The 25091-nt window shown below is 69.3% G+C and carries 23 protein-coding genes, 1 tRNA gene and 1 other RNA gene; 18 read left to right on the top strand and 7 right to left on the bottom strand.

Annotation, left to right across the window (positions count from 1 at the left end):
* Positions 1-5: 5 nt before the first annotated feature.
* Positions 6-338, top strand: a complete 333-nt coding sequence (locus AC1DSZ_RS08840; protein WP_188519146.1) for a cupin domain-containing protein — start codon at positions 6-8, stop codon at positions 336-338.
* 38 nt (positions 339-376) lie between these two features.
* Here AC1DSZ_RS08840 and AC1DSZ_RS08845 read toward each other — a convergent pair.
* Positions 377-452: transfer RNA gene (locus AC1DSZ_RS08845), tRNA-Ile, on the bottom strand.
* Positions 453-579: 127 nt separating this feature from the next.
* On the opposite strand from AC1DSZ_RS08845, the gene AC1DSZ_RS08850 reads away from it, so the two are divergent.
* On the top strand, positions 580-837 hold the full coding sequence (locus AC1DSZ_RS08850; RefSeq protein ID WP_476838010.1) for a DUF2171 domain-containing protein: 258 nt from the start codon (positions 580-582) through the stop codon (positions 835-837).
* Positions 838-1034: 197 nt separating this feature from the next.
* Here the strand turns inward: AC1DSZ_RS08850 and AC1DSZ_RS08855 are convergent, their stop codons facing one another.
* Positions 1035-1259 carry a hypothetical protein gene (locus AC1DSZ_RS08855; protein WP_476838011.1) on the bottom strand — a complete coding sequence of 75 codons (225 nt, stop codon included), beginning with the start codon at positions 1257-1259 and terminating at the stop codon, positions 1035-1037.
* A gap of 178 nt (positions 1260-1437) precedes the next feature.
* Between AC1DSZ_RS08855 and ettA the strand changes: the two genes are divergently transcribed.
* Positions 1438-3093 carry an energy-dependent translational throttle protein EttA gene (gene ettA, locus AC1DSZ_RS08860; protein ID WP_476838012.1) on the top strand — a complete coding sequence of 552 codons (1656 nt, stop codon included), beginning with the start codon at positions 1438-1440 and terminating at the stop codon, positions 3091-3093.
* A gap of 286 nt (positions 3094-3379) precedes the next feature.
* Here the strand turns inward: ettA and AC1DSZ_RS08865 are convergent, their stop codons facing one another.
* Complete coding sequence (locus tag AC1DSZ_RS08865) at positions 3380-5461, bottom strand: FIST N-terminal domain-containing protein (RefSeq protein WP_476838013.1); 2082 nt, start codon at positions 5459-5461, stop codon at positions 3380-3382.
* A gap of 153 nt (positions 5462-5614) precedes the next feature.
* Here AC1DSZ_RS08865 and AC1DSZ_RS08870 point away from each other — a divergent pair, with 153 nt between their 5' ends.
* The 4 genes from AC1DSZ_RS08870 to metF all read left to right on the top strand — a co-directional run bounded on the left by AC1DSZ_RS08870 (position 5615) and on the right by metF (position 10075).
* Positions 5615-7111, top strand: a complete 1497-nt coding sequence (locus tag AC1DSZ_RS08870; RefSeq protein ID WP_476838014.1) for an AMP nucleosidase — start codon at positions 5615-5617, stop codon at positions 7109-7111.
* A gap of 74 nt (positions 7112-7185) precedes the next feature.
* The gene (locus tag AC1DSZ_RS08875; protein WP_476838015.1) at positions 7186-7893 is read left to right on the top strand and encodes a B3/B4 domain-containing protein; all 708 of its coding nucleotides are present in this window, start codon (positions 7186-7188) and stop codon (positions 7891-7893) included.
* Between the two features lie 212 nt (positions 7894-8105).
* Complete coding sequence (locus AC1DSZ_RS08880) at positions 8106-9137, top strand: ArsR/SmtB family transcription factor (RefSeq protein WP_476838016.1); 1032 nt, start codon at positions 8106-8108, stop codon at positions 9135-9137.
* Positions 9137-10075 carry a methylenetetrahydrofolate reductase [NAD(P)H] gene (gene metF / locus AC1DSZ_RS08885; RefSeq protein ID WP_476838017.1) on the top strand — a complete coding sequence of 313 codons (939 nt, stop codon included), beginning with the start codon at positions 9137-9139 and terminating at the stop codon, positions 10073-10075. Before AC1DSZ_RS08880 ends, metF begins: the two co-directional genes overlap by 1 nt.
* Positions 10076-10206: 131 nt before the next feature.
* Here metF and AC1DSZ_RS08890 read toward each other — a convergent pair whose 3' ends face one another.
* The 4 genes from AC1DSZ_RS08890 to AC1DSZ_RS08905 all read right to left on the bottom strand — a co-directional run bounded on the left by AC1DSZ_RS08890 (position 10207) and on the right by AC1DSZ_RS08905 (position 12614).
* Positions 10207-10638 (bottom strand): DUF2852 domain-containing protein, encoded by a 432-nt coding sequence (locus tag AC1DSZ_RS08890; RefSeq protein ID WP_476838018.1) that lies wholly within the window; start codon positions 10636-10638, stop codon positions 10207-10209.
* 107 nt (positions 10639-10745) lie between these two features.
* Complete coding sequence (locus AC1DSZ_RS08895) at positions 10746-11513, bottom strand: N-acetylmuramoyl-L-alanine amidase (protein WP_476838019.1); 768 nt, start codon at positions 11511-11513, stop codon at positions 10746-10748.
* Between the two features lie 22 nt (positions 11514-11535).
* Positions 11536-12240, bottom strand: coding sequence for a TerB family tellurite resistance protein (locus AC1DSZ_RS08900; RefSeq protein WP_188519085.1), 705 nt, complete (start codon positions 12238-12240; stop codon positions 11536-11538).
* A 95-nt stretch (positions 12241-12335) separates the two neighbouring features.
* On the bottom strand, positions 12336-12614 hold the full coding sequence (locus AC1DSZ_RS08905) for a bacteriocin (protein ID WP_476838020.1): 279 nt from the start codon (positions 12612-12614) through the stop codon (positions 12336-12338).
* A 354-nt stretch (positions 12615-12968) separates the two neighbouring features.
* On the opposite strand from AC1DSZ_RS08905, the gene AC1DSZ_RS08910 reads away from it, so the two are divergent.
* The 11 genes from AC1DSZ_RS08910 to murD all read left to right on the top strand — a co-directional run bounded on the left by AC1DSZ_RS08910 (position 12969) and on the right by murD (position 25088).
* Positions 12969-13811: a lytic transglycosylase domain-containing protein gene (locus AC1DSZ_RS08910; RefSeq protein WP_476838021.1), complete on the top strand. Its 843-nt coding sequence runs from the start codon at positions 12969-12971 to the stop codon at positions 13809-13811.
* Positions 13812-14041: 230 nt separating this feature from the next.
* A complete protein-coding gene (locus AC1DSZ_RS08915; protein WP_476838022.1) occupies positions 14042-14842 on the top strand; it encodes a lytic transglycosylase domain-containing protein in 801 nt (266 codons plus the stop codon).
* Positions 14843-14913: 71 nt separating this feature from the next.
* An RNA gene (gene rnpB / locus AC1DSZ_RS08920) (RNase P RNA component class A) lies at positions 14914-15303 on the top strand.
* 465 nt (positions 15304-15768) lie between these two features.
* On the top strand, positions 15769-16248 hold the full coding sequence (mraZ, locus tag AC1DSZ_RS08925) for a division/cell wall cluster transcriptional repressor MraZ (RefSeq protein WP_476838023.1): 480 nt from the start codon (positions 15769-15771) through the stop codon (positions 16246-16248).
* The gene (gene rsmH, locus AC1DSZ_RS08930; RefSeq protein WP_476838024.1) at positions 16245-17264 is read left to right on the top strand and encodes a 16S rRNA (cytosine(1402)-N(4))-methyltransferase RsmH; all 1020 of its coding nucleotides are present in this window, start codon (positions 16245-16247) and stop codon (positions 17262-17264) included. Before mraZ ends, rsmH begins: the two co-directional genes overlap by 4 nt.
* Before the next feature lie 3 nt (positions 17265-17267).
* Entirely contained in the window at positions 17268-17678 is a 411-nt protein-coding gene (ftsL, locus tag AC1DSZ_RS08935) for a cell division protein FtsL (protein ID WP_476838025.1), read from the top strand.
* 7 nt (positions 17679-17685) lie between these two features.
* Positions 17686-19473, top strand: a complete 1788-nt coding sequence (locus AC1DSZ_RS08940) for a peptidoglycan D,D-transpeptidase FtsI family protein (RefSeq protein ID WP_476838026.1) — start codon at positions 17686-17688, stop codon at positions 19471-19473.
* Positions 19473-20912: a UDP-N-acetylmuramoyl-L-alanyl-D-glutamate--2,6-diaminopimelate ligase gene (locus tag AC1DSZ_RS08945; protein ID WP_476838027.1), complete on the top strand. Its 1440-nt coding sequence runs from the start codon at positions 19473-19475 to the stop codon at positions 20910-20912. Before AC1DSZ_RS08940 ends, AC1DSZ_RS08945 begins: the two co-directional genes overlap by 1 nt.
* Positions 20913-20923: 11 nt before the next feature.
* Positions 20924-22354, top strand: a complete 1431-nt coding sequence (locus AC1DSZ_RS08950) for a UDP-N-acetylmuramoylalanyl-D-glutamyl-2,6-diaminopimelate--D-alanyl-D-alanine ligase (RefSeq protein WP_476838159.1) — start codon at positions 20924-20926, stop codon at positions 22352-22354.
* A gap of 12 nt (positions 22355-22366) precedes the next feature.
* Positions 22367-23470: a phospho-N-acetylmuramoyl-pentapeptide-transferase gene (mraY, locus tag AC1DSZ_RS08955; protein ID WP_476838028.1), complete on the top strand. Its 1104-nt coding sequence runs from the start codon at positions 22367-22369 to the stop codon at positions 23468-23470.
* Positions 23471-23687: 217 nt separating this feature from the next.
* Positions 23688-25088, top strand: a complete 1401-nt coding sequence (gene murD, locus AC1DSZ_RS08960; protein WP_476838029.1) for a UDP-N-acetylmuramoyl-L-alanine--D-glutamate ligase — start codon at positions 23688-23690, stop codon at positions 25086-25088.
* Positions 25089-25091 lie beyond the last annotated feature (3 nt).

The raw sequence follows: 25091 nt of genomic DNA on the forward strand, positions 1-25091 counted from the left end.
GGCCGATGAGCATCCCCACGATCAACTGGAACGACATCCCGTGGACGCCGGTGCGTCCCGGCGTCGAGCGCAAGGGCTTCACGGGCGACGGCGCCACGGTGGCGCTGCATCGGCTCCAGCCCGGCCATGAGCCGAAGCCCCATTCGCATCCAAACGAGCAGATCGCCTACATCCTGGCGGGCCGGATCCGCTTCGTGGTGGGCGGCGAGGAGCACATCCTGGGCCCGGGCCAGCTTCTCGTGGTGCCGCCCAACGTCGAGCACTGGGGCGAGGTCATCGGCGACGAGGCGGTGCTGAACCTGGACGTCTTTACGCCGGCGAGACCCGAATACGCCTGAGGCTTAAGGCCTCTCCGTGCGGTGCGTCCGAGGAGGCGTGGTGGGCCCGGCAGGACTCGAACCTGCAACCAGACCGTTATGAGCGGTCGGCTCTAACCATTGAGCTACAGGCCCCCGGCCGCAGTGGTACGGATTCGGGGCGCGGGGCGCAATCCCTGCGGTGGTTTGTTGCTTGCGATCGGGACGCATCTTCGCGGCGGGTCGGGCGTTGTCGCCCGCAACCTCCAACGGAGATCCCACGATGAATGCGAGCCAGATCAAAGAGCACATGGAAGTGATCGGCGCCGACGGGGCGCATGTCGGCACCGTCGACCGGGTCGACGGCCAGCGCATCAAGCTGACCAAGCAGGACAGCGGCGAGGGCGCGCACAAGGGGCACCACCACTATGTGTCGCTCGGCCTCGTCGCAGACGTCGAAGGCGACAAGGTGCGCCTGTCGGCCAACGCCGCCGTGGCGGTGACCTTTGAGGAAGAAGAAAAGGGCTCGCCGGCCGCCTGAGGCGACGGGCTTCAGGCCAATAATCCCCCATCCTGAGGACCATCGCCGCTGGCGATAGGTCTCGAAGGACGAGGGAGCCCAGTCCGCAACCATGGTTGAGCGCGCTGGAGCCCTCGTCCTTCGAGACGCAGGCCCGAGGGGGCCTGCTCCTCAGGATGAGGGTATCGAGGGGTTACGACGAGCCTTCGGCCGGCTTCTCAGTCCCGCCAGCCCTTCACGCGGTCGTCGGCGGTGTCGACGCCGGCTCCGCGGCGGCGCATCTCGGCGTTCTCCTTGCCGCCGCCGACCGGGCCCTGGTGGGCGGGCGGGCCCTTTTGCGACTTGCCGCCGGGCGTCTCCGAGTTCTGGTTGGCGTCGGATTGCTGGTTCTGGTTGAGGGCGCCGCCCATTTCGCCGGGGGCGGGGGCTTGGTCGCGGGTCATCGGCTGATCCTCCTGTGGGCCGATGGCTCAATGGGCGGGGAGGGGCCGGGGTTCCGGCGCGCCTGGCGCAGGCGGCTTGCGCGGCGCCGTGACGGCGGCGTTTCCCTTGCCGGAGCCCGCGACAATCGCTAGATACGCCGCAATCCCATTGCGGCGGCGAAGAGCGGAAGGGCGGGTCATGGCCTCCTATCAATACGTCTATCACATGCAGGGCCTGACCAAGTCCTACCCGGGCGGCAAGAAGGTCCTCGACAACGTCCACCTGTCCTTCTACCCGACCGCCAAGATCGGCGTGCTCGGCGTCAACGGCTCGGGCAAGTCGACGCTGCTGCGCATCATGGCGGGCATCGACAAGGAATTTTCCGGCGACGGCTTCGTGCAGGAGGGTGCGCGCGTCGGCTACCTGGCGCAAGAGCCGCAGCTCGACGCCACCAAGACCGTCCGCGAGAACGTGATGGAAGGCGTGGCCCCGCAGAAGGCCGTGCTCGACCGCTACAACGAACTCGCGATGAACTACTCGGACGAGACCGCCGACGAGATGATGCGGCTGCAGGACGAGATCGAGGCCAAGGGCCTGTGGGATCTCGACAGCAAGGTCGACCAGGCCATGGACGCGCTGCGCTGCCCGCCGGACGACGCCGACGTGGCCAAGCTCTCGGGCGGCGAGCGCCGCCGCGTGGCGCTGTGCCAGCTGCTCCTGTCGCAGCCCGAGCTGCTGCTGCTCGACGAGCCCACCAACCATCTCGACGCCGAGAGCATCGCCTGGCTGGAAGGCCACCTGCGCGAATATCCGGGCGCGATCCTGATCGTCACCCATGACCGCTATTTCCTGGACAACGTCACGGGCTGGATCCTGGAGCTCGATCGCGGCCGCGGCATCCCTTACGAGGGCAACTACTCGTCCTGGCTGAAGCAGAAGCAGAAGCGCCTGATGCAGGAAGGCCGCGAGGAAGAGGCCCGCCAGCGCGCGCTGGAGCGCGAGAGCGAGTGGATCTCGGCCTCGCCCAAGGCCCGGCAGAGCAAGTCCAAGGCGCGTATCCAGCGCTACGAGGACCTCGTCGCAAAGCAGAACGACAAGGCTCCGACGACGGCGCAGATCATCATCCCGGTGGCCGAGCGCCTGGGCAACAACGTGGTGGACTTCGAGCACCTGTCGAAGGGCTACGGCGACCGCCTGCTGATCGACGACCTGTCGTTCAAGCTGCCGCCTGGCGGCATCGTGGGCATCATCGGGCCCAACGGCGCGGGCAAGACGACGCTGTTTCGCATGCTGACCGGCCAGGAGCCGCCGGACGCCGGCAAGATCACGATCGGCGAGAGCGTGAAGCTCGGCTACGTGGACCAGTCGCGCGACGCGCTGGACGACAAGAAGACGGTCTGGGAGGAGATCTCGGGCGGCAACGACATCATCTATCTGGGCAAGCGCGAGATCAATTCACGCGCCTATTGCGCGGCCTTCAACTTCAAAGGCGGCGACCAGCAGAAGAAGGTCGGCATGCTCTCGGGCGGCGAGCGCAACCGCGTGCATCTGGCCAAGATGCTGAAGACCGGCGCCAACCTGCTGCTGCTCGACGAGCCCACCAACGACCTCGACGTCGACACCCTGCGGGCGCTCGAAGAGGCGCTGGAGGATTTCGCCGGCTGCGCGGTGGTGATCAGCCATGATCGCTTCTTCCTGGACCGCATCGCGACGCACATCCTGGCCTTCGAGGACGAGAGCCACGTCGAGTGGTTCGAGGGTAACTTCCAGGACTACGAGGAAGACAAGAAGCGCCGGCTCGGTATCGACAGCATCATCCCGCACCGGATCAAGTACAAGAAGTTCTCGCGCTGACAACGCCTGGCCGTCATTGCGAGCCGAAGGCGAAGCAATCCAGTCTAAAAGGCTGGCGTTAGCTGGATTGCTTCGCTGTCGCTCGCAATGACGGGGAGGGTGGCCCGGAGATTACGGGCAGCTTTTTGGCTTGGCGCGTCTTCTCCGCCGTCATCCCCGGCGACCTGCGCAGCAGGTCGGGAAGGGGATCCAGGGGCTAAGGCGCGCACCCCTGGATCCCCTTCCCGGCGCTGCGCGCCGCCGGGGAAGACGGAGAGTTTGAACCGCCAATCGGAGGAGCCGACGCTTACGCAGCCCGGTCCAGGTCCGCCAGACGCAAGGCAACGCGGGAGAGGCGGGCGACCTGGTCGTTGTAGCCGCTGAAGCTGTCGAGCTCGGTGCGCAGTTCGACGAAGCGGGAGGCCGCGACCTCGAGGATGCCGCGCAGCTCCACTTCGAGCTTCTGGCTGGAGCCGCGCGCGTTGCGCACCGTCTTGGAGGTGTCCTGCACCTGCCGGCCCACCGCATCCACGGCGCTCTGGATGATCGACATCGCCTCGCCGCCGCTGCGGTCCATGCCGTAGGCGGCTTTTTCGAGCGCGATCTTGGTGTCGGCCGAGAGCTTGCGGATCTCGTTGGCCACCACCGCGAAGCCGCGCCCCGCTTCGCCGGCGCGCGCCGCCTCGATGGTGGCGTTGAGGGAGAGCAGCGCGGTCTGGTCGGCGATGCCCTTCACGACGTTAAGCACGGCCTCGATGGAGCGGCCCACCTCAGTGAGCTTGCCGAGTTCCGTGTCGAGCTGGGCGCGCGACTTCTCGTAAATGCCGAGCGAGCTCGTGGTGTCGGTGAGCTTGGATTCCACGCTCGCGATGTCGTTGGACAGGTCGCCGACCTTGCGGGTCACGAGGTTGATCTGCTCCACCAGCTTGGCGCCGGCCTGCAGCTCGTGGTTCAGCATGTCGATGAGCCGGCGCCGCGCCTGGCCGAGATAGTCCGCGTGGGCGACACGCCGGTGCATGAAATAATTGGCGAAGCGCGCGTAGTGGACCGGCAGCTCGTCGACATATTTGTCGCGGAAGCGCGTACCGGCCGGCGCATGGAAGAACACCAGCGCGCAGAGCGTTTCGTTGATGTTGATGCCGAGCAGTTCGCCGAAGGTGGAGAATCCCGCCGTCGGGATCTTGTCGAACAGGCGCAGGCGCGCGAGATCCGGGCCGTTGTTCAGTCGCCGGCAGATGCAGTCGGACAGGATGGCCCCGATGGCGGGCGGCTTGCCGCGCATGAACTCCGCATAGGCGGCCGTGGTGGATTGGACGATGTCCTCCGCCTCGAGCAGCCACAGCCGGTCGCCGCGGCCGATGTCGCAGAAGAACGCGATGGTTTCGGCGTCGAGGTCGATGTTGGCGATGGAGCGCACATACATCTCGCCGTCGAGCTCGATGCCGAGCGTGCACTTGCGCAGCTTCACGGTGAGCTCATGCCGGTCGCAGCGCAGCGCCTTGCAGAGCGCGTCGATTATGGAGGCCGGCTCCAGATGGTCCTCGCCGGCAACCAGCGAGACGGTGCGCTTGGGCAGGTCGGACTCCAGCACCAGGAAGCTCGTATTGGTGCGGCGGAAATTGTGCGTCTTGAGCAGGCCGAAGCGGTAGTCCGGCGCTGTCTTGACGAAGGCCAGGATGGCAACGTTCTGGACCACCTTGTCGCCGTCGAATAGCCAGGTGTTCTTGAAGTCGAGCGTGCCGCCGGCCGAGCCGCCCGCGAACAGGAACGGAAACCGGCCGCTCTGGTACACGGCCTCCATCAGGAAGCTCTCGCTGGCCGAAAGCCCGTCCACGAGCGTCAGCGCGAACGTGTCGCGATTGTCGACGTCGAACGGGATGGACACGCGCTCCAACTCGCGGCGGATCAGCGCGACGCGCTCGGCCTCGGTGTGGCGGACCGTGCCGGAGCGGATGTCGGCGCAGTGGAGGTCCACCACCGCGATCGAGATCTCGGCGATCATGGCGCGCGAGAAGAGCTGCAGCACCACGGTACGCCACGGGCCGTCGGCCGGAAGATACAGGGATGCGGCGCCCGAGCTGCACAACTCGCCGGCTGTCGACACGCCCAGCAGGGTGGTGCGCGCCGAGGCGATCCGCTTGAGGCCGTGCATCACCGCGCCGAAGTCGGCATGCGGCGTCACGAACACCAGCGCCATGGCGGCGGGCTCGCCGTTCAGCTCGAAGTCGCTCGCCGATAGGCCGGAAAGCTCGGAAAGGTTGATCACCCGCGTGCCGATGTGGACGGGCGAGGGCGGCGCAACCTCGGCCGCGACCGCAATCGCAACCGGCGCCGAAGCATCCGGCTCCTCGGCGGCCGTCGTGAACGTGCGAAGGAGACGTTGAAACATGGATAAGGGACCAACTGCGCGCCAAGACAGATTGTAGTCGATTGTTGAACATTTGATAAACATCAACATGAATGACAGCCTGAATTCGCGCCTTGCTTTGACTCGCACGCGGCCAGCGGCGTATCTGGCTGGGGAATTGCAGCGAGGTTCGTCTTGACGGTTTCCCCTCCCTCCGCCCCCGCGCTCGGCGCGAGCTACGTCCAGGTCGCCTCCCCGGAGGCCGCCGTGGATCGGCTCGAAGCGCTCTACGATGCGGCCACGGGCGCGCTGAGGGATGCGCTCGAGCGCTACCTGTCGGGCGGCGCGCATCCCACCGCCGAGGAGCGGCTCGCCTTCCGCTATCCGGCGCTGCGCCTCGTCTACGAACCCGACGGCGTGCCGGCGACGAACAGGCGCGCCTTCGCGAAATTTCCGGCCCCGGGCGTCTACGCCACCACGATCACGCAGCCGCGCGCATTTCGCGCCTACCTGCTGGAGCAGTTGCGGCCCCTGTCCAGCGAGTTCGGCGCGCGCATCGAGGTGGGAGTCGGCGACCAGGAGATCCCGTACCCTTACGTGTTCGAGCGGGGCGACGAGCTGGGCCGCGGCGGCGTGACGGCGGCCGAGCTGGCGCGCTTTTTCCCGACGCCTTTGCTCTCGGCGGTGGGCGACGAAATTGCGGACGGACAGTTCGAGATCCGCGAGGGCGAGCCGCGGCCGCTCTCCCTGTTCGACGCCGTGCGGGTCGACTATTCGCTGCGGCGGCTGGTGCACTACACGGGTTCGGACTGGCGCGGCATCCAGCCCTGGATCCTGCTCACCAACTATCATCGCTATGTCGACCAGTTTGTGCGCTGGGGCGTCGAGAAGCTGGCCTCGGGCGAGGGCCCGCACGATTCGCTGATCCTGCCCGGCGGCGGCGTGATCCGGCCCGGCATGTCGCCGCAGGCCGTGGACGCCCTGGTGGCCGAGGCGCCTTGGCACCGCTTCCAGATGCCGGCCTACCATCTCACCGCGCCGGGCGGCATGGGCGTCACGCTGGTGAACATCGGCGTCGGCCCCTCCAACGCCAAGAACATCACCGACCATCTGGCGGTGCTGCGGCCACAGGCCTGGCTCATGGTCGGCCATTGCGGCGGGTTGCGGCAGAGCCAGATGATCGGCGACTACGTGCTAGCCCACGGCTATCTGCGGCAGGACCGCATCCTCGACGCGCTGGTGCCGACCGACGTGCCGATCCCGGCGCTGGCCGAGGTGCAGGTCGCCCTGCAGGAGGCCGCCGCGCAGGTGACGGGCGATCGCGGCGAGGCGCTGAAGCGGCGCCTGCGCACCGGCACGGTGGTGACCAACGACGATCGGAACTGGGAGCTGCGCTGGACGCAGGAGCGCCGCCGCATCAACCTCTCGCGCGCCATCGCGGTGGACATGGAGAGCGGCACCATCGCGGCGCAGGGCTTCCGGCTGCGGGTGCCCTACGGCACGCTGCTGTGCGTCTCCGACAAGCCGCTGCATGGCGAAATCAAGCTACCGGGCGCGGCCAACGCCTTCTATGAGCGCGCCATCGGCGAGCATCTCACCATCGGCATCGCGGCGCTGGACCTCTTGAAGCAGCAAAAGGAGCAGCTGCATTCTCGCAAGCTCCGCAGCTTCGACGAGCCGCCATTCCGCTGAGCTGACGCCGCGCTTGCGCTGGGGCGCACGGCTGCGCGATGGTTCGCGCCGCCCGCCGCTTTGCCGAGAGCCCGATGCCGCTGCTGTCCATCACCGAACTCGTCGACGCCTTCCCGCAGTTCCGCGCCGCCATGCTGGTGGCCGAGAACCTCGCCATCCCGGCCGAGCGGCCGCCGGAGCTGGCCGTCGAGATCGCCCGCCGCGAGGCCGCGTGCCGGTCGCGCTGGGGCGGGACGGAGCTGTCGGCCATTCCGGGCGTGGCGGCGTGGCGCAGCGCCTACAAGGGCTTCGGCATCAAGAAGACGAGCTATCGCTGCTCGGTGGAGCGGCTGGTGAAGAATGTGCTGGCCGAGCGCGAGCTGCCGCGCATCAACGGCTTCGTGGACGCCTACAATGCGGTGTCGCTCGCGCACGGGCTGTGCGTCGGCGCCGACGACCTCGACAAGATCGCGCCGCCGCTGGCCTTTCGTTATTCGCGGCCTGACGACACCTTCCTGGACATGGCTGCCGAGGAGGGCGCCGACCCCAACGATCCGCCCAAGCCCGGCGAGGTGGTGTTCGCGGACGAGCGGCACGTGCTCTGCCGCCGCTGGAACTGGCGCCAGGACGCGCGCAGCATCATCACCCCCGACATACGCCGCGCCGTGGTCACGCTGCAGTCCAACGGCTCGGGCGACGTGGAGGCGGCCGCCGCCGACCTTTCCGCGCTGCTGGAGCGCTTCTGCGGCGCGACATGCCGGGTGGCCGTGGTGGAAGCCTCGCGGCCCGTGGCCGAGCTTTAGGGCTCGCTGCCTCAACGCCTCGCCGTCACTGCGAGCCGGAGGCGAAGCAATCCAGTCTAATGGCCGGGCGTTAGCTGGATTGCTTCGCTGTCGCTCGCAATGACGGGAGGGTGTGACCACGTTCGGCGCGCAGTAACGATGGCGCGACCAGCTTTCGCTCATTTGCGACGTGGCGCTTGCCAACCAGGGCTTGCCGACATAAACATATCTTTATGTCGCGCTCAGATCACCATTCGCCAACACTCGCCCCGGTCAGCCTCGACGCGCTCGTGACGGCGCTGCGCGCCGCCGGCGAGGATACGCGGCTGCGGCTTCTCGCGCTGCTCGCCGAGGGCGAGCTGAACGTGTCCGACCTGACCGAGATCCTGGGCCAGTCGCAGCCGCGCATCTCGCGGCACCTCAAGCTGATGGCCGAGGCCGGGCTGATCGAGCGGCATCGGGAGGGCGCGTGGGCGTTCTTCCGGATCGCCGAGCGGACGCCGGCCGGCGCGCTCGCGCGGGACCTCGCCGAGCGGTTGGATGCTGCCGACCCCATCATGGCGGCCGACAAGGCCCGGCTCGCGGCCGTCCGGCAGGCCCGCAGCGAGGCGGCGCAGAACTACTTCAACCGACACGCCGTGGAGTGGGATCGCATCCGCTCGCTGCATGCCGCCGACGACGAGGTCGAGGCCGCCGTGCTGGCCGCCGTCGGAGAGCGGCCGATCCGGGCGCTGCTGGACCTCGGCACCGGAACCGGCCGCATGCTGGCGCTGCTCGCGCCGCGCGCCGCCCGCGCGGTCGGGGTGGACAGCAACCACGCCATGCTGGCGGTGGCGCGCGCCAACATGGAGCTCGCCGGCATCCGCGGCGCGGAACTGCGGCAGGGCGACATCTACGCGCCGCCGGTGGAGCGCGGGGCCTTCGACCTCGTGGTGGTCCACCAGGTGCTGCACTTCCTGGAAGACCCGCCCCGGGCCCTGCGGGAGGCCGCGGCCGCGCTGGCGCCCGGCGGACGGCTGATCGTGGTCGACTTCGCCCCGCATGGCCTCGAGTTCCTGCGCGAGGCGCACGCCCATCGCCGGCTCGGCTTCGCGCGCGAGCAGATGGAGGGCTGGCTGGCCGAGGCCGGGCTCGACGCCGAAAGCTATGGCGAGCTGCGCGCGCCGGGCGAAGCGCCGGACCGGCTCACCGTCTCGCTGTGGGTGGCGCGCGATCGGCGCGTCATCACCGACATCATCCCCCGTGCGAGCCAGGAGGTCGCGTGATGCCGCGCTCCCCGATCCCTCTCAGCCGCCGCTGCGGCAAGCGCCCGATCCGCGTCTCGTTCGAGTTCTTTCCGCCCAAGAACGACGAGGGCGAAGTCGCTCTCTGGGACGCGATCAAGCGGCTGGAGCCGCTGCGGCCTGATTTCGTGTCGGTGACCTACGGGGCGGGCGGCACGACGCGCGAACGGACTCAGTCCACGGTGACGCGGCTCGTGCGCGAGACCGCGCTGAAGCCCGCCGCGCATCTCACCTGCGTCGGCGCGAGCCGCGACGAGGTCGACGGCGTTGTGCGCGACTACGCGACGGCCGGCGTGCGCCACATCGTGGCCCTGCGCGGCGATCCGCCCGGCGGCGTGGGCAGCGCCTATGCGCCGCATCCGGAGGGCTACCAGACCACCGCCGAGCTGGTGCGCGGCGTGCGCCGCAACGGCGACTTCGAGGTGTTCGTCTCGGCCTATCCGGAGCGGCACCCCGAGAGCCCGTCCGTCGACCATGATCTCGACGTGCTGCAGGCCAAGGTGGACGCCGGCGCGACGCGCGCGATCACGCAGTTCTTTTTCGACAACGAGGTCTATTTCCGCTTCGTCGACCGGGCGCGGGCGCGCGGCATCGACATCGCGATCGTGCCCGGCATCGTGCCGGTGCAGAACTTCAGGCAGACGGCGGGCTTCGCGGCGCGCTGCGGCGCCAGCGTGCCCAATTGGCTGGCGGAGCGCTTCGAGGGGCTGGAGAACGACCCGGCGACCCGCCGCCTGATTGCCGCCGCGGTGGCGGCCGAGCAGGCCATCGACCTGCTGGATCGCGGCGTCCGGGACTTTCATTTCTACACGATGAACCGGGCGGACCTGGTCTACGCCACGTGCCATCTGCTGGGGATGCGGCCGGAGGCCGAGACGACGTCCGCGGACGAGCAGCTGCGGCGCGCCGCGAACGGGTAAGTTTACCTGCCGTCATTGCGAGGAGCGCAGCGACGAAGCAATCCAGGCGCCGGGTGAAGGGCTCCTCACCCACTGGCCCAGCATCAGCTGGATTGCTTCGCTTCGCTCGCAATGACGGGGAGCGTTTCCCCTCACACTCCGCGCGACTGTCGGAAGCGCTCGTAGACGTCGCGGTCGCCGGTGCGCTCGCTGTTGAGGAAATCGCGGAAGGCCGCGACCTCGTCGTTGAGCGTCTGGAGATCGGCCTCGATGCGCGACCACTCGGCGCGCACATGCGCGTCGAAGGCTGCGTTGCCGGTGGCAGTCGGGCCTGCGGCCGTGAAGCCGGCGCCGGACACCGAGCTGAACACGCCCTCGAAGGCGCGCTGCAGGCGGTCGAAGCCGGTCTGGAGCGCCTGGCCGAGATCCTGCGGGACCGGCTGGCGGTCGTTCCACAGTTTCCAGGCGAGAACGCCGAAGCCGAGCGGCCAGTAGACCGCGAAGGCGATCACAAGCACGACGATGTCGACGGGTTTCCAGCGCCAGCCGAAGCCGCCATTGGTCTGGTCGGGGATGGGGTTCACGTGAGCCTCCTCGCGAACGGGGCCCGGGCGACAACCGCCGGACGAGGGGCGCAGATGGGAACCGATTGCGGCGCTCGCAAGGCGAGTAGGCCAGGCCTCGCAGAAACTTACGCCGCGGGCTCCGGCCGCGACCGGATGAGGTCGCGCAGCGTGGTGATCGTGGACGCGTCGGCCACGCCATCCACCAGCGCAGGGCGGAAATGACGCTGGAACGCCGCCACGACCGCCTCGGTGCGCGGGTCGTAGACGCCCGAGATGTCCAGGCCGTAGCCATACATCGCCAGCATGGCCTGCAGCGCCTGGATGGGCTGGCCTTCCTCGCCCGGCCCGAAGGAGCGGCCGTCGCCCAGCGGGGCAGGGGAGGTCCAATGGCCGAGGCCGGCGGCATGCAGGGCGTCCCATGGAAACTTCTCGCCGGGATCGACCTTGCGGCCGGGCGAGACGTCCGAATGGGCGAGCACGCGATGCGCCGGGATGCGCCAGCGGCCCGTGATGTCGAGCCCGAGCCGAATCGTCGCCTCGACCTGCGCGTCGGGGAAGTCCGGGTAGCCGCCATCGTGGCCGGGGTTCACGAGTTCGATCCCGATCGACGCCGAGTTGATGTCGGCCTCGCCGGCCCACACGGATGCGCCGGCGTGCCAGGCGCGCGCCGCTTCCGGCACCATCTGGAGGATGCGGCCGTTCTCGAGCACAACGTAGTGGCAGGACACCTCCGCGAGCGGGTCGGCGAGGCGCTGCAGCGCCGACGCGGCGTCGCGCATGCCGGTGTAGTGAACGAGCAGGATGTCGGGCCGCCGCCCGCCCTTGCGCTCGCCCTGGTTGGGGGAGGGCACGACCTTCTGGGCGAGGGGGCTGTCGGGGGTCAGGAGAGACATGGCTTTTTGGGTGAACCTGCGCTCAACGGATGTTGCGTTCCTGGCGCAGCGTTTCCCACGCGGCGTTGATGGCGGCCAGCCGGTCGGTCGCGATCTTCACCGCCGCGGGCGGCAGGCCGAGCGCGATCTGCCGGTCGGGGTGGTTGGCGGCCACGAGCTGGCGGTAGTGGCGCTTCAGCTGCTCGTCGTCCCAGGAGCGCTCGGCCCCGAGCGCGAAATAGGGGTCGTCCGGCAGGCGCACGTGGCGGGCCGCGATGCGCCCGTATTCGGCGCCCGAGAAGCCGAAGATGCGCGCCACCTCGGCGACGTAGCGCAGCTCGGCTTCGTGAATGGCGTGGTCGGCCTTGGCGATGTGGAAAAGCCCGTCGAGAACGTCCTCCAGCAGGGCAGGCTCGTCGCGGAAATGCTCGCCGATCTGCTGGGCGTAGGCCTCGAAGCCGGCCGAGGTCTGCTGCGCCAGATCGAACAGGCGCGAGACGTTGACGACCTCGTCCTCGGGGATGGACACCACCTGCCGGAAGGCCGCGACCTCGTCGCGCGTCACGACGCCATCGGCCTTGGCCATCTTGGCCGAGAGCGCGATCAGGCCGGTCGTGAACACCAGCTGCTTGTCGTCGGCGAAGAGCCCGGAATCGAACACCACATGCCCGGCCAGCACGCCCAGCAGGGCGCCGATCGGACCGCCTATCGCAAAACCAAGGCCGGCTCCGCCGAGCTTGCCCCACATCACACCCGCTCTCCCACGCTGTTGTCCACGGTGGCTCTTTTAAACGAAAACGCCGGCCTCGGGGCCGGCGTTCGCGCAATCCCGTTCTGCTGAACTCAATACACGACTTCGCGGCACACCCGGCGGCCGTAGTAGCGGCTGTAGTAGCACTGCACCTCCGGCTGCGGCGTGGTGGCGGCCCCCACGATGGCGCCGCCGGCCGCCCCGATGAGGCCGCCCGCGACCGCGCCGCCGGCCCGGCCCGTGGCCAAACCGCCGATCACCGCGCCGGCCGTCGCCCCCATCGCGCCGCCGACAAGGGCGCGGTCGCCTTGGGTGCTGCCGCAGCCCGCCAGCGCCAGCGCAACGGCGGAAATGACCAGAAACTTCTTCATCGAACGCCCCCTAGTTCAACCCGGCAGCCCGCCGCAGCGAGCAGAGGATTGTACCTCCCCTAAGGGGCTACGCCAACGGGAACTTGGCCGTGGGAGAGGGGCGAATCGGCATTTTGCCGAATTCACGCCTTTTTCTTGCAAAGCAAGTGTTTCGCCGGACATGCAAGCAGAGCGGATGCAACGTTGTATTATTCGAGAGCGCGATAATCTAGTTATCATGCCTCCGCCCAAGCTGCCTTTTGGCATCAGTAATTTGGCCAGTTGCTCCGGTCACATCTTGGCCTTAATCTCCCCTACCCTGAGGAGCGTTCTACGAAGGAGCACCTGGATGTCGCTTTGGCGAAAGGATCCACCATGATCATCAGCGCGAAGCTGCCGGTTTTCGGCGCGAGCTTGGCCATAGCCGTCATAGCGTTTTCCCCCGTCCAGGCGTCGAGCCGGACGGTGAAGCGCGTGGCCGCGACCGCGGGCCAGGATGATGCTGGATCCTCCGAGCAGCGCAGCGCGGTCCAGAAACGCGCCGCTGGCGCGGTTGTTCCCGAAAAATCCGCCAACGCCTCCGAGCCGCAAGCCTCCGAGCAGCCGAAGTCTCTCGCCGAGGCGCTGTTCGGCGCCGGCAAGGATGGCAAGCCCGCCGATCAGGCCGCCCTCAAGGCGCGCCGCATCAAGGCCGGCATCATCGCGGTGAGCGACAAGGGCGAGACCCGGTCGGCCGCGATCAAGCCCGCCGTCGTCACCACCAAGCTCGTCGAGACCGCCTCGATCGGGCCGGAGCCCACTCCGACCGTCGTGATCGAAAAGGCCGCCGACGCCTCGGCCCCGGCCGGATCGGTGCGGGCGCTGATCGCCCAGCACGCGGCCCGCAACGGCATCCCGCCGGCGCTGGCGGACGCGGTGGTGCGGGTCGAGAGCCGCTACAACGCGGCGGCCCGCAACGGCGTCAATCTCGGGCTCACGCAGATCAGCTTCGCGACGGCCCGTTCGCTGGGTTATGCGGGGGGCGCGGCCGGCCTGCTCGATGCCGACACCAACCTGCGCTACGGGATGCTCTATCTCGCGCAGGCCTATCGCCTGTCCGGCGGGGACACCTGCAGGACAGTTCTGAAGTATCAGGCGGGCCACCGCGCCACGTCGATGACGGGAGCGGCGCGAGCCTACTGCGCCAAGGTCAAGACCACGGTCGCGACCGCCAACTAGCCTTTTTCAGCTCCGGTTCGCCTCATCCCTTCGCCGGGCGCTTCATTGCGCTCGCCGGAACGGCGAACCGCGAAGGCCCCTTTGCCGCCGGAAGCGCCAGAACGCGCGCGCCCGGGATGTTCTTCTGCGTTGCAGGGGACGGGGAAGGGGCCACCGCATGGACGCATCGGCGTCCCCCGGCCAGACGGGCGCAGCCCTGCCGGTTCCACCACCCGAGTTGGAGTACATCGATGAAGAAGACGATCGCCGCGGCCTGCCTGGCCGCGTGTGTCGCCACGGGCTTTTCGACCGGCGCAAGCGCCAATGTCGGTGACCCTTCGAGCCCGCTGAACGTTCTGCTGCAGGAAAAAGCCCGGACCGAAAACGCCGCCCAGGCGGCCACGACCCAGACCCAGGCCCACACCAAGGCCAAGTCGCTGACCCGCCAGGAGCGCCGCGCCGCTCGCCGCGAACAGGTGCAGAAGGCCCGCGAAGCCCGCGCGGCCTCGCGCCTCGGCAAGGTTGCGTCGCTCGAGACCGGCAGCCTGCCGGCTCCCTCCACGGTTCCGGCCGCTTCCGCCGCGCAGCCGACGCCCGCGCTGGCTCCGCAGGCCGCCCCGGCCGTCGAGGCCCCGGTGCGCACGCGCCACGGCAAGGCGCTCGGCTATGGCGCGGAGGCCCGCTCCGGCCTGAAGGCGATGATCGCCAAGCACGCGGCCGCCAACGGCATCCCGTTCGCTCTCGCCGACGCGGTGGTGCGCATCGAGAGCCGGTACCAGCCGGGCGTCAGCAATGGCGGCGCGGTCGGCCTCATGCAGATCAAGCCGCAGACGGCGCGCGGGCTGGGCTATGGCGGCGGCGCCGCCGGCCTGAAGAACCCCGAGACCAACCTGACCTACGGCATGAAGTACCTGGCGCAGGCCTACCGCATGTCGGGCGGCTCCACCTGCGCGACCGTGATGCGCTACCAGAGCGGCCACTACGCCAAGCGCATCAACGCGGCCAACCGCGCCTATTGCGGCAAGGCCCAGGCCATCATGGCGAGCAACTGAGGCTCTCCGGCTATTGACCCTGGCCGGCGCGTCGCTTGACCGCGCCGGCCGGCTCCGCCATACCCGCCCGGCCAGTCGGCTGGACGGCCGCTCTCCGCGAGGAGGGAGGAAAGTCCGGGCTCCATCGAAACACGGCGCCGGATAACGTCCGGCGGGGGCGACCCCAGGGAAAGCGCCACAGAAAGCAAACCGCCTCGGCTCCGGCCGGGGTCAGGGTGAAAGGGTGCGGTAAGAGCGCACCGCGCGTCTGGCAACAGAGGCGGCATGGCAAGCCCCGCCGGGAGCAAAACCGAATAGGGGCCATGGCGGCGGGAAACCGTCGCGGGGATGTCTCAATCCCTTGTGGCCCGGGTTGGTTGCTTGAGGCGGTCGGCAACGATCGTCCCAGAGGAATGGCCGTCACGTCGCGTCGCGCAAGCGCCGCGGCCCTACAGAACCCGGCTTACAGGCCGACTGGCGATCTCTTTCGTCCGGGTTCATCCTGACGGCTCGACGGGCCTCGGGCCCACCGTCGAAACCATCCCATTCGACTTGCGCGACATACGAAGCTGGTGGCGACGCCGCCGGCTTTTTTGCGCCCGGCGCACTGGCCCGACGCCGCGTCCGGCGCCGCGTCCGGCGCTCGGGGATGCCGCGTTTTGCGCCATTTCGGCGCGTCCACAACCCCCATCGCAACCCTTCGTTAACGTTAACGACCCGTAATGCCAGCAGGGGGAATCGACCGCCTCCGCAGCCCCGTTTCCATTGACGCCCATACCAGCCCATGCTATCCCAAATCATCCCGTTCGAAGCGTCTGTATCGCGGCGGAACCCCATGGAAACGGCAGAGGCCTGCCCTTCCGTGACGGCTCCTTGCGGCCTGCGCCAGGACGGGATCGCGGACGCCAAGGCGGCGTCTTCGGGAGTGTGTGCGGGTCTGGAGTTCGATGGACCGCTTCGTTTCCAGCTTCACCAACAAACTGGATGCGAAAGGTCGCGTATCGATCCCGGCGTCTTTCCGGTCCGTCCTGGCGAGGGACGGGTTCGAGGGGCTCTACGTGCACCCATCCCTGGAGGCGGACGCTCTGGACGCCGGAGGCAACGGTCTCTTGCGGGAGATCGACAGCCTCATCGAGACGCTGCCGCCGTTCTCGGACGAGCGGGATCACTTCTCGACGGCGCTCTACGGCATCAGCGAAGTGCTGAAGGTCGACCCGGAAGGCCGGGTCGGGCTGACCGACACGCTCAAGGCCCATGCGGGGATCACGGATGCGGTGACCTTCGTGGGGCTGGGGCACAAGTTCCAGATCTGGGAGCCCTCCCGTTTCGCACGTCATCTCGACGAGGCCAGGCGGAAGGTGAGGGATCTCAAGAAGGAGCTCGGCGGCCTGCGGCCAAGTTCGACGCCCGGAGCACGGGAACGATGACGGATCGCGGCGCTCGGACAACCGAGGCCGCTGGCGGACCGGTTCGTCACGTTCCCGTGCTGGCGCGGGAAGTTCTCGACACCCTGTCTCCCAGGCCCGGCGGCCTTTATCTCGACGGCACATTCGGGGCCGGCGGCTACACGCGCGCCATCCTCGATGCCGCGCCCGACCTGCGGGTGCTGGCGCTGGACCGCGACCCGGAGGCGATCGCGGCCGGGCAGGCGCTCGTGGCGGCCATGAACGGCCGTCTGGTTCTCGCGCAGGAGCGCTTCGGCGACCTCGAAAGCGTGGCCTCGGGCCATGGCTTCCTGCCGCTCGACGGCGTGGTGCTCGACATCGGGGTCTCGTCCATGCAGCTCGACGACGCCGAGCGCGGCTTCTCGTTCCGGTTCGACGGCCCGCTTGACATGCGCATGGAGAAGGCCGGCGAGAGCGCGGCCGACCTCGTGAACGGCATGGAGGAGGGGCCGCTCGCGGACCTGATCTACAAGTACGGCGAGGAGCGCCGTTCGCGCGGCATCGCCCGCGCCATCGTGGCGGCCCGCAAGGGCGCGCGGATCGAGACCACCAAGCAGCTGGCCGACATCGTCTCCAAGGTGGTGTGGCAGAGCCCGGACGGCATTCATCCGGCGACCCGCACCTTCCAGGCGCTGCGCATCGCCGTGAACGACGAGCTCGGCGAGCTCGAGCGCGCGCTGGAAGCCGCCGAGCGGGCGCTCGCCCCCGGCGGGCGGCTCGTGGTGGTGACGTTCCACTCGCTGGAAGACCGCATCGTGAAGCGCTTTCTCACCGAGCGGGCCGGCCGCGAGGCCGCGCCGTCGCGCCATGCGCCCGCGCTGGAGCGGGGCGCAGCCACCTTCACGCTGGTGAACCGCAAGCCGCTGACCGCCCAGCACGACGAGCTCGCCGCCAATCCACGGGCGCGCTCGGCCAAGCTGCGCGCCGCGGAGCGCACCACGGCCTCCGCCGCGCCCGCGCCGGACGCGTCCCCCCGCGCCAAGAAGAAGGGCCGCTGACCCATGCGCCGCTTCCTCCATCTCGTCGCTATCCTGGCGCTGATCGGCTCGGCGCTCTACGCCTATCGGGTCAAGTACGACACGATCTACCTGACCGAGCAGGCCGCCAAGCTGAAGAACCAGATCTCCCGCGAGCGCGAGAGCATCGCGATCCTGCGGGCCGAGTGGCAGTTCCTCAACAAGCCGGACCGGCTGCAGGCGCTGGCCGACCAGTTCACCGAGACGCAGCCCGCCACGATCGGGCAGATCACCCGCTGGTCGGAGATCCCGACGCGGCCGGCGCCGGTCGACAGCATCGGCAAGAAGCTCGAGGCGCTGGGGCTCTCGGCCCCGACCACGACGCCAGGGGCGACGCCGGGCGCGGCGCGCTCGGACACGACCACCACCTCGTCCATCCGCAAGAAGCAGCAGTGAGGATCAGATGAGCGACCATCAGGGCTCTCCCGATCCGGCCTATGACGACGCGCCCGAGGCCCACGAGCACGCGCCGCGGCGCAGCATCGCGCAGCGGCTGGTCGGCGGCGTGCAGAACCTGTTCCAGATGCGGCTCGACAAAAGCGGGCACCGCGTCTTCATCGTGGCGGCCTCCTTCACGATCATCTACGCGGTGATCGCCGGGCGGCTGGTGCAGCTCGGGCTGCGGCCCGACCCGCCCACCAACTACAAGCGCGCGCAGCAGGAAACGGCGGGCATCCGGCCCGACATCGTGGACCGCAACGGCGAGATCCTGGCCACCGACATCAAGACCGTGTCGGTGTTCGCCGAGCCCCGGCGCATCATCGACAAGGACGAGGCGGTGGAGCTGATCACCGCCGTGCTGCCGGACGTCGACGCGCGCGACCTGCGCGAGAAGCTCGGCTCCAAGAAGGGCTTCGTCTGGGTCAAGCGCGAGATCACCCCCAAGCAGCAGCAGGAGGTCTACCGCCTCGGCCTGCCGGGCGTCGGCTTCATGCCGGAGAACAAGCGCGTCTACCCGAACGGCGTCGCGGCCGCGCACATCCTCGGCTTCACCAACCTGGACAACCAGGGCATCGCCGGCATCGAGAAGTGGATCGACGGCCAGGGCATGGCCGACCTCGCGATGGCGGGCTTCGCCCGGCAGTCCACCGACCTGAAGCCCGTGCAGCTCTCGATCGACCTGCGCGCCCAGCACGCGCTGCGCGACGAGGTGCAGAAGGGCGTCGACAAGTACAAGGCCAAGGCCGGCGCCGGCATGATCCTGGACGTCAACACGGGCGAGATCGTCGCCCTGGCGTCGCTGCCGGACTACGACCCCAACAACCCCGTCGACGCGCTGGAGCCCAACCGCATCAACCGCATGACGGTGGGCGTCTACGAGATGGGCTCGACCTTCAAGGCGCTCACCACCGCGATGGCGCTGGACAGCGGCAAGGTGAGCATCAACTCCAGCTTCGACGCCCGCAACGCGCTGGCTTACGGGCGCTTCCGCATTCACGACTACCACGGCACCAACCGGGTGCTGACCGTGCCGGAGGTGTTCATCCACTCCTCCAACATTGGCACCGCCCGCATGGCGCTCGCCATCGGCGTGCAGGGGCACAAGGACTTCCTGCGCAAGATGGGCCAGCTCGACCGCATGCGGACCGAGATGCCCGAAAGCGCCGAGCCGATCGTGCCCGCCCGCTGGGGCGAGCTCAACACCATGACGATCGCGTTCGGCCACGGCCTCGCGGTGGCCCCCATGCAGGCCGTGGCGGCCGTGGGCGCGCTGGTGAACGGCGGCAACATGCTGACGCCGACCTTCCTGAAGCGCACCGCCGAGGACGCCGCCAAGCTCGGCCACCGGGTGATCAAGCCCGAGACCAGCGAGGCGCTGCGCTACGTGATGCGGCTCAACGCCGAGAAGGGCTCGGCCGGCAAGGCCGCGGTGCCGGGCTACTTCGTGGGCGGCAAGACCGGCACGGCCGAGAAGGTGATCGGCGGGCGCTACAGCAAGAACCGGCTGTTCACGACCTTCATGGCGATTGCGCCGGCCGACAAGCCGAAATACCTGTTCCTGGTGATCTACGACGAGCCGCAGGGCCTGCCCGAAACCTACGGCTTCGCGACCGCCGCCTGGAACGCGGGCGCCACCACCGGCAAGGTCATCGAGCGCGTCGCCCCCATCCTGGGCCTCCCGCCGCGCTTCGATCCGCCGGTCGCCCCGTTCCCGATCATGGCCCGCATGGGGGCCTGGGGAACCCGCTGATGAAGCTTTCCGAACTTCTCCCGCAAGCCTCGGGGCCGGACGGTGATCGTCCGGTCGCGGGCGTTGCGGTGGACAGCCGCAAGGTCGGACCGGGCTTCGTATTTTTCGCGGCCCCCGGCGCCAAGGCGGACGGGCTCGCCTTCGCGCGCGCGGCGGCCGAGGCGGGCGCGAGCGCCGTGGCGGGGCAGGGGCCCCGGCCGCAGGACCTGCCGGCCGAAGTCGCCTACGTGCAGGTGAACGACGTGCGCCGCGCGCTGGCGCTGGCGGCCGCCCGTATGCATCCGCGCCAGCCGGCCGTGATCGTGGCCGTCACGGGCACGAGCGGCAAGACCTCGGTGGCGGAGTTCACCCGCCAGATCTTTGCTGCCTGCGGGCGCCAGGCCGCGAGCCTCGGCACCATCGGGGTGGTGGCGCCGGGCGGCGCCGTCTACGGCTCGCTCACAACGCCGGACCCGGTGACGCTGCACCAGACGCTGGACCAGCTCGCCGGGCAGGGCGTGACGCATCTCGCCATGGAGGCGTCCTCGCACGGTCTCGACCAGCGCCGCCTGGACGGCGTGCGGCTGGCGGCGGCGGGCTACACCAATCTGGGCCGGGACCATCTCGACTATCACCCGACCGTGGAAGACTACCTGAAGGCCAAGCTGCGCCTGTTCGACACGCTGCTGCCGCCCGATGGCGCGGCGGTGGTGAACCAGGACGGCGAGCACGCCATCGAGGTCATGATGGCCGCCAAGGCGCGCGGCCAGCGCATCCTCTCCACCGGCCGCACCGGCAAGACGCTGCGCCTCGCCGCGCTGGAGCGGGACGGCTTCGCGCAACGGCTGACGGTCGAGGCCGAGGGACGCATGTTCGAGGTGCGCCTGCCGCTGGTGGGCGACTTCCAGGCGTCGAACGCCCTCGTGGCGGCCGGGCTCGCGATCGCGGCCGGCGAAGACCTTGACGCTGTCATGCAGGCGCTGGCGTCCTTGCAGGGCGTCAAGGGGCGGCTGGAGCGCATCGGCGAGCGCAATGGCGGCCTCGCGGTGGTGGATTACGCGCACAAGCCCGAGGCGCTCGCGAGCGCGCTGGACGCCTTGCGGCCCTATGCAACCGGGCGGCTCATCTGCGTGTTCGGCTGCGGCGGCGACCGCGACCGCGGCAAGCGGCCGATCATGGGCGCGATCGCGGCCGAAAAGGCCGACCTCGCGATCGTGACCGACGACAACCCGCGCAGCGAAGACCCGGCCGCGATCCGGGCCGAGATCCTGGCCGCGGCGCCGGGGGCGCGCGAGATCGGCGATCGCGCCGAGGCGATCCGCACTGCGGCTTTGGGGCTACAGCCCGGGGATGTTCTGCTGGTGGCCGGCAAGGGCCATGAAACGGGCCAGATCATAGGCGACCGGGTGCTCCCCTTCTCCGACCACGACGCGGTTGCGGCCGCTCTCGCCGAGGCTTGACCGTGACCGACATGACGCCCTCCGCCGCCCGCCCGCCGCTCTGGACCGGAGACGCGCTCGTGGCCGCCATGCAGGCCCGCGCGATCGGCGGCGCGCCGGACGTCCATGGCGTCTCGATCGACACGCGCACGCTGCAGCCGGGCGACCTGTTCTTCGCCATCAAGGGCGACGCCCGCGACGGCCACGACTTTGTTTCCGCCGCGCTCGCGAAGGGGGCGGCCGCCGCCGTGGTGGCGCAGGATCGCGCCGCCGAGTTCGACGGGCAGGGTGCGCTTTACGCAGTGGCGGACGTGCTGGATGCCATGGTGGCGCTCGGCCGGGCGTCCCGCGCCCGCAGCCAGGCCCGCATCGTCGCCGTCACGGGCTCCGTGGGGAAGACCGGAACCAAGGAGGCGCTGCGCACCGTACTTTCAGCGCAGGGCGCCACGCATGCGTCGGCGGCCTCCTACAACAATCATTGGGGCGTTCCGCTCACGCTCGCCCGCATGCCGGCCGACAGCCGCTTCGGCGTGTTCGAGATCGGCATGAACCACGCCGGCGAGATCGAGCCGCTGGTCGCGATGGTGCAGCCGCATGTGGCGCTGATCACCACCGTGGAGCCGGTGCACCTGGAGAACCTGGGGTCAATCGAGGCCATCGCGGACGCCAAGGCGGAAATCTTTTCCGGCCTGCTGCCCGGCGGCACAGCGGTGATCAACCGCGACAACCCGCATTACGAGCGCCTGCGCAAGGCGGCCGAACACTCGCCCGCTGGCCGCGTCGTGAGCTTCGGCGAGACTGCCGGCGCGGATGTGCGGATGACCCGCATCATCCTCCAGCCGGACCAGTCGATCGTGGAGGCCACCCTGTTCGGCGAGCCCGCGACCTATCGCATCGCGAGCCCGGGCAAGCATGTGGCGATGAACAGCCTCGGCGTGCTGGCCGTCGTGGAGGCGCTCGGCGCCGACCTGGCGCTGGCCGCCATCGCGATGGCGGAGGTGACGCCGCCCAGCGGGCGCGGCGAGCAGGTTCGCCTGCCGGCGCCCGGCGGCGAGATCGCGCTCTACGACGAGAGCTACAACGCCAATCCGGCCTCCATGCGGGCCGCCATGGACGTGCTCGCGCAAACGCCGGTCGGCCTGCGCGGCCGCCGCATCGTGGTGCTGGGCGACATGCTGGAGCTCGGCCCCGAGGGGCCGGCCCTGCATGCGGGCCTCGCCGACGCTGTTGCGGATTGCAACATCGACCTCGTGTTCGCGGCCGGGCCGCTGATGAAGAACCTCTGGCAGAAGCTGCCGCTGGAAAAGCGCGGCGCCTATGCGCCGAACGCCGCCGAGCTCACCGGCGCGGTGCTGGGCGCCTTGCGCGCCGGCGACGTCGTCACCGTCAAAGGCTCCAATGGGAGCCGCACCGGCGCCATCGTGGCCGCCCTCAAGTCGCGTTTCGCGACCAACGCCGCCTGAGGTCGCCACCCCATGCTCGCCTGGCTCTCCGATTTCTCCTCCACGCTCAGCGTGCTGAACATCTTCCGCTACATTACGGTGCGGACCGGCGCGGCCACCGCCACGGCGCTTTTCTTCGTGTTCTTTTTCGGCCCGCGCATCATCGCGAGCCTGCGCATCAAGCAGGGCAAGGGCCAGCCGATCCGCACGGACGGTCCGCAGAGCCACCTCGCCAAGAAGGGCACGCCTACCATGGGCGGCCTGATGATCCTGTCCGGCTTCGTTTTCTCGACGCTGGTCTGGGGCAACCTGTTCAACCCCTATGTGTGGGTCGTCCTCGTGGTGACGCTCGGCTTCGGGGCGATCGGCTTCTACGACGACTATCTCAAGGTCACGAAGCAGAGCCATGCGGGCTTCGGCGGCCGCTCGCGCCTGGCGCTGGAATTCGTGATCGCGGGCGCGGCCTGCGTGGTGATCGCCTACGTGATCCCGAAAATGTCAGGCTTCGGCGCGGTGCGGCTGGCCGGCGCGGTGGCGGTGCCGTTCTTCAAGGACGTGCTGATCAATCTGGGCGTGTTCTTTATCGCCTTCGGGGCGCTCGTGATCGTGGCGGCCGGCAACGCCGTGAACCTCACGGACGGGCTCGACGGCCTTGCGATCGTGCCCGTGATGATCGCGGCCGCGACCTTCGGGTTCATCGCCTACCTGTCCGGCAACGCGATCTATTCCAACTACCTGCAGATCCACTTCGTGCCCGGCACCGGCGAACTCGCGGTGCTATGCGGCGCCATGATCGGCGCCGGCATCGGCTTCCTGTGGTTCAACGCGCCGCCGGCGCAGATCTTCATGGGCGACACAGGCTCGCTGGCGCTGGGCGGCATGCTCGGCACCGTGGCGGTCGCCACCAAGCACGAGATCGTGCTCGCGATCGTGGGCGGGCTGTTCGTGCTGGAAGCCATGTCGGTGATCATCCAGGTGGTCTCGTTCAAGCTCACGGGCAAGCGGGTGTTCCGCATGGCCCCGATCCACCACCATTTCGAACAGCTCGGCTGGTCCGAGCCCCAGGTCGTGGTCCGCTTCTGGATCATCGCCATCGTGCTTGCGCTGGTGGGCCTTTCCACCCTGAAGCTGCGGTGAGCGGGATGGCCGCCTCTGCTTCCAGCCTCAATGCCCCTCATCCTGAGGAGTCATGCGCCAGCATGGCGTCTCGAAGGGCGAGGGGATCCAGTGCGCTCATCCGTGAGAGCATCCTGGAGTCCCTCGTCCTTCGAGACGCATCGCCAAGCGGCGATGCTCCTCAGGATGAGGGGGTTGAGGGCTGTTTCCGAAGGACGCATGGCGGGAGCCTTCGCGCATGACGCCCGTCACCTGCTTTCGCGGGCGCTCGGTCGCCCTGTTCGGGCTCGGCGGCTCGGGGCTCGTCACCGCGCAGGCGCTGGCGGCCGGCGGGGCGCATGTAGCCGCGTGGGACGACAAGCCGACGTCGCGCGGCAAGGCCGCCGAGGCTGGCATTCCGGTCGTGGACCTCACCACGGCCGACTGGTCGGGCTTTTCGGCGCTGATCCTGTCGCCCGGCGTACCGCTGACGCATCCGGCGAAGCATTGGACGGTCGAGAAGGCCAAGGCGGCCGGCATTGAGATCATCGGCGACGTGGAGCTGTTCTGCCGCGAGCGGGCCGCGGTCGCGCCCGACGCGCCGTTCATCGCCATCACGGGCACCAACGGCAAGTCCACCACCACGGCGCTGATCGCCCATCTGGTGCGAGCGGCCGGGATGGACGTGCAGATGGGCGGCAATATCGGCACCGCCGTGCTGCTGCTGGAGCCGCCCGCGGCCGGGCGCGTGCATGTCGTCGAGTGCTCGTCCTTCCAGGTCGATCTCGCGCCCTCGCTGGCGCCCAGCGTCGGCGTGCTGCTCAACATCACGCCCGATCATCTCGACCGGCACGGTTCCATGGAGAACTACGCCGCCATCAAGGAGCGGCTGGTTTCACACGCCGACCTCGCCGTGGTGGGCGTCGACGACGACTGGTGCCGCGCCATCGCGGAACGGCTGCAGGCCGCCGGCCGGGCCGTTATCCCGGTTTCGGTGGAGGGCGAGCTCGACGAGGGGCTCTACGCCGAGGACCACGTGGTCGTCCGCAAGGACCACGGCCGGCGCATCGTGCTCGCCGACCTGGCCGGGATCGGCTCGCTGCGCGGCGCGCACAACGCCCAGAACGCCGCCGCCGCCATTGCGGCCCTCGAGGCGATCGGGGTCGACGAGCAGGCGATCCGGCGCGGGCTCGCGAGCTTTCCCGGGCTGGCGCACCGGATGGAGCAGGTCGGCCGCGCCGGCAAGGTGCTGTTCGTGAACGACAGCAAGGCCACCAACGCGGACGCGGCCGAGAAGGCGCTGGCCGCTTTCCCGGGCGCGATCCACTGGATCATCGGCGGCGTCGCCAAGGAGGGCGGCGTCGAGCCGCTCGCGCCGTTGTTCGGCCGGGTCGCCAAGGCCTATCTGATCGGTCAGTCGAGCGACGCCTTTGCGGCGACGCTGGACGGCAAGGTCCCTTATGCGCGCTGCGGAACGCTGGACGCCGCCGTGGCGGCCGCTGCAGGAGACGCCGCCGCGTCGGCCGCGCCCGAGCCCGTGGTGCTGCTGTCGCCCGCCTGCGCGTCCTACGACCAATATCCCAACTTCGAGGTCCGGGGCGCGCATTTCCGCGATCTCGTGCTCGCTTTGCCTGACGTCACCCCGCTCGGAAAGGCCTGACCC

The sequence above is a fragment of the Alsobacter sp. P4_H11 genome (assembly GCF_056400925.1).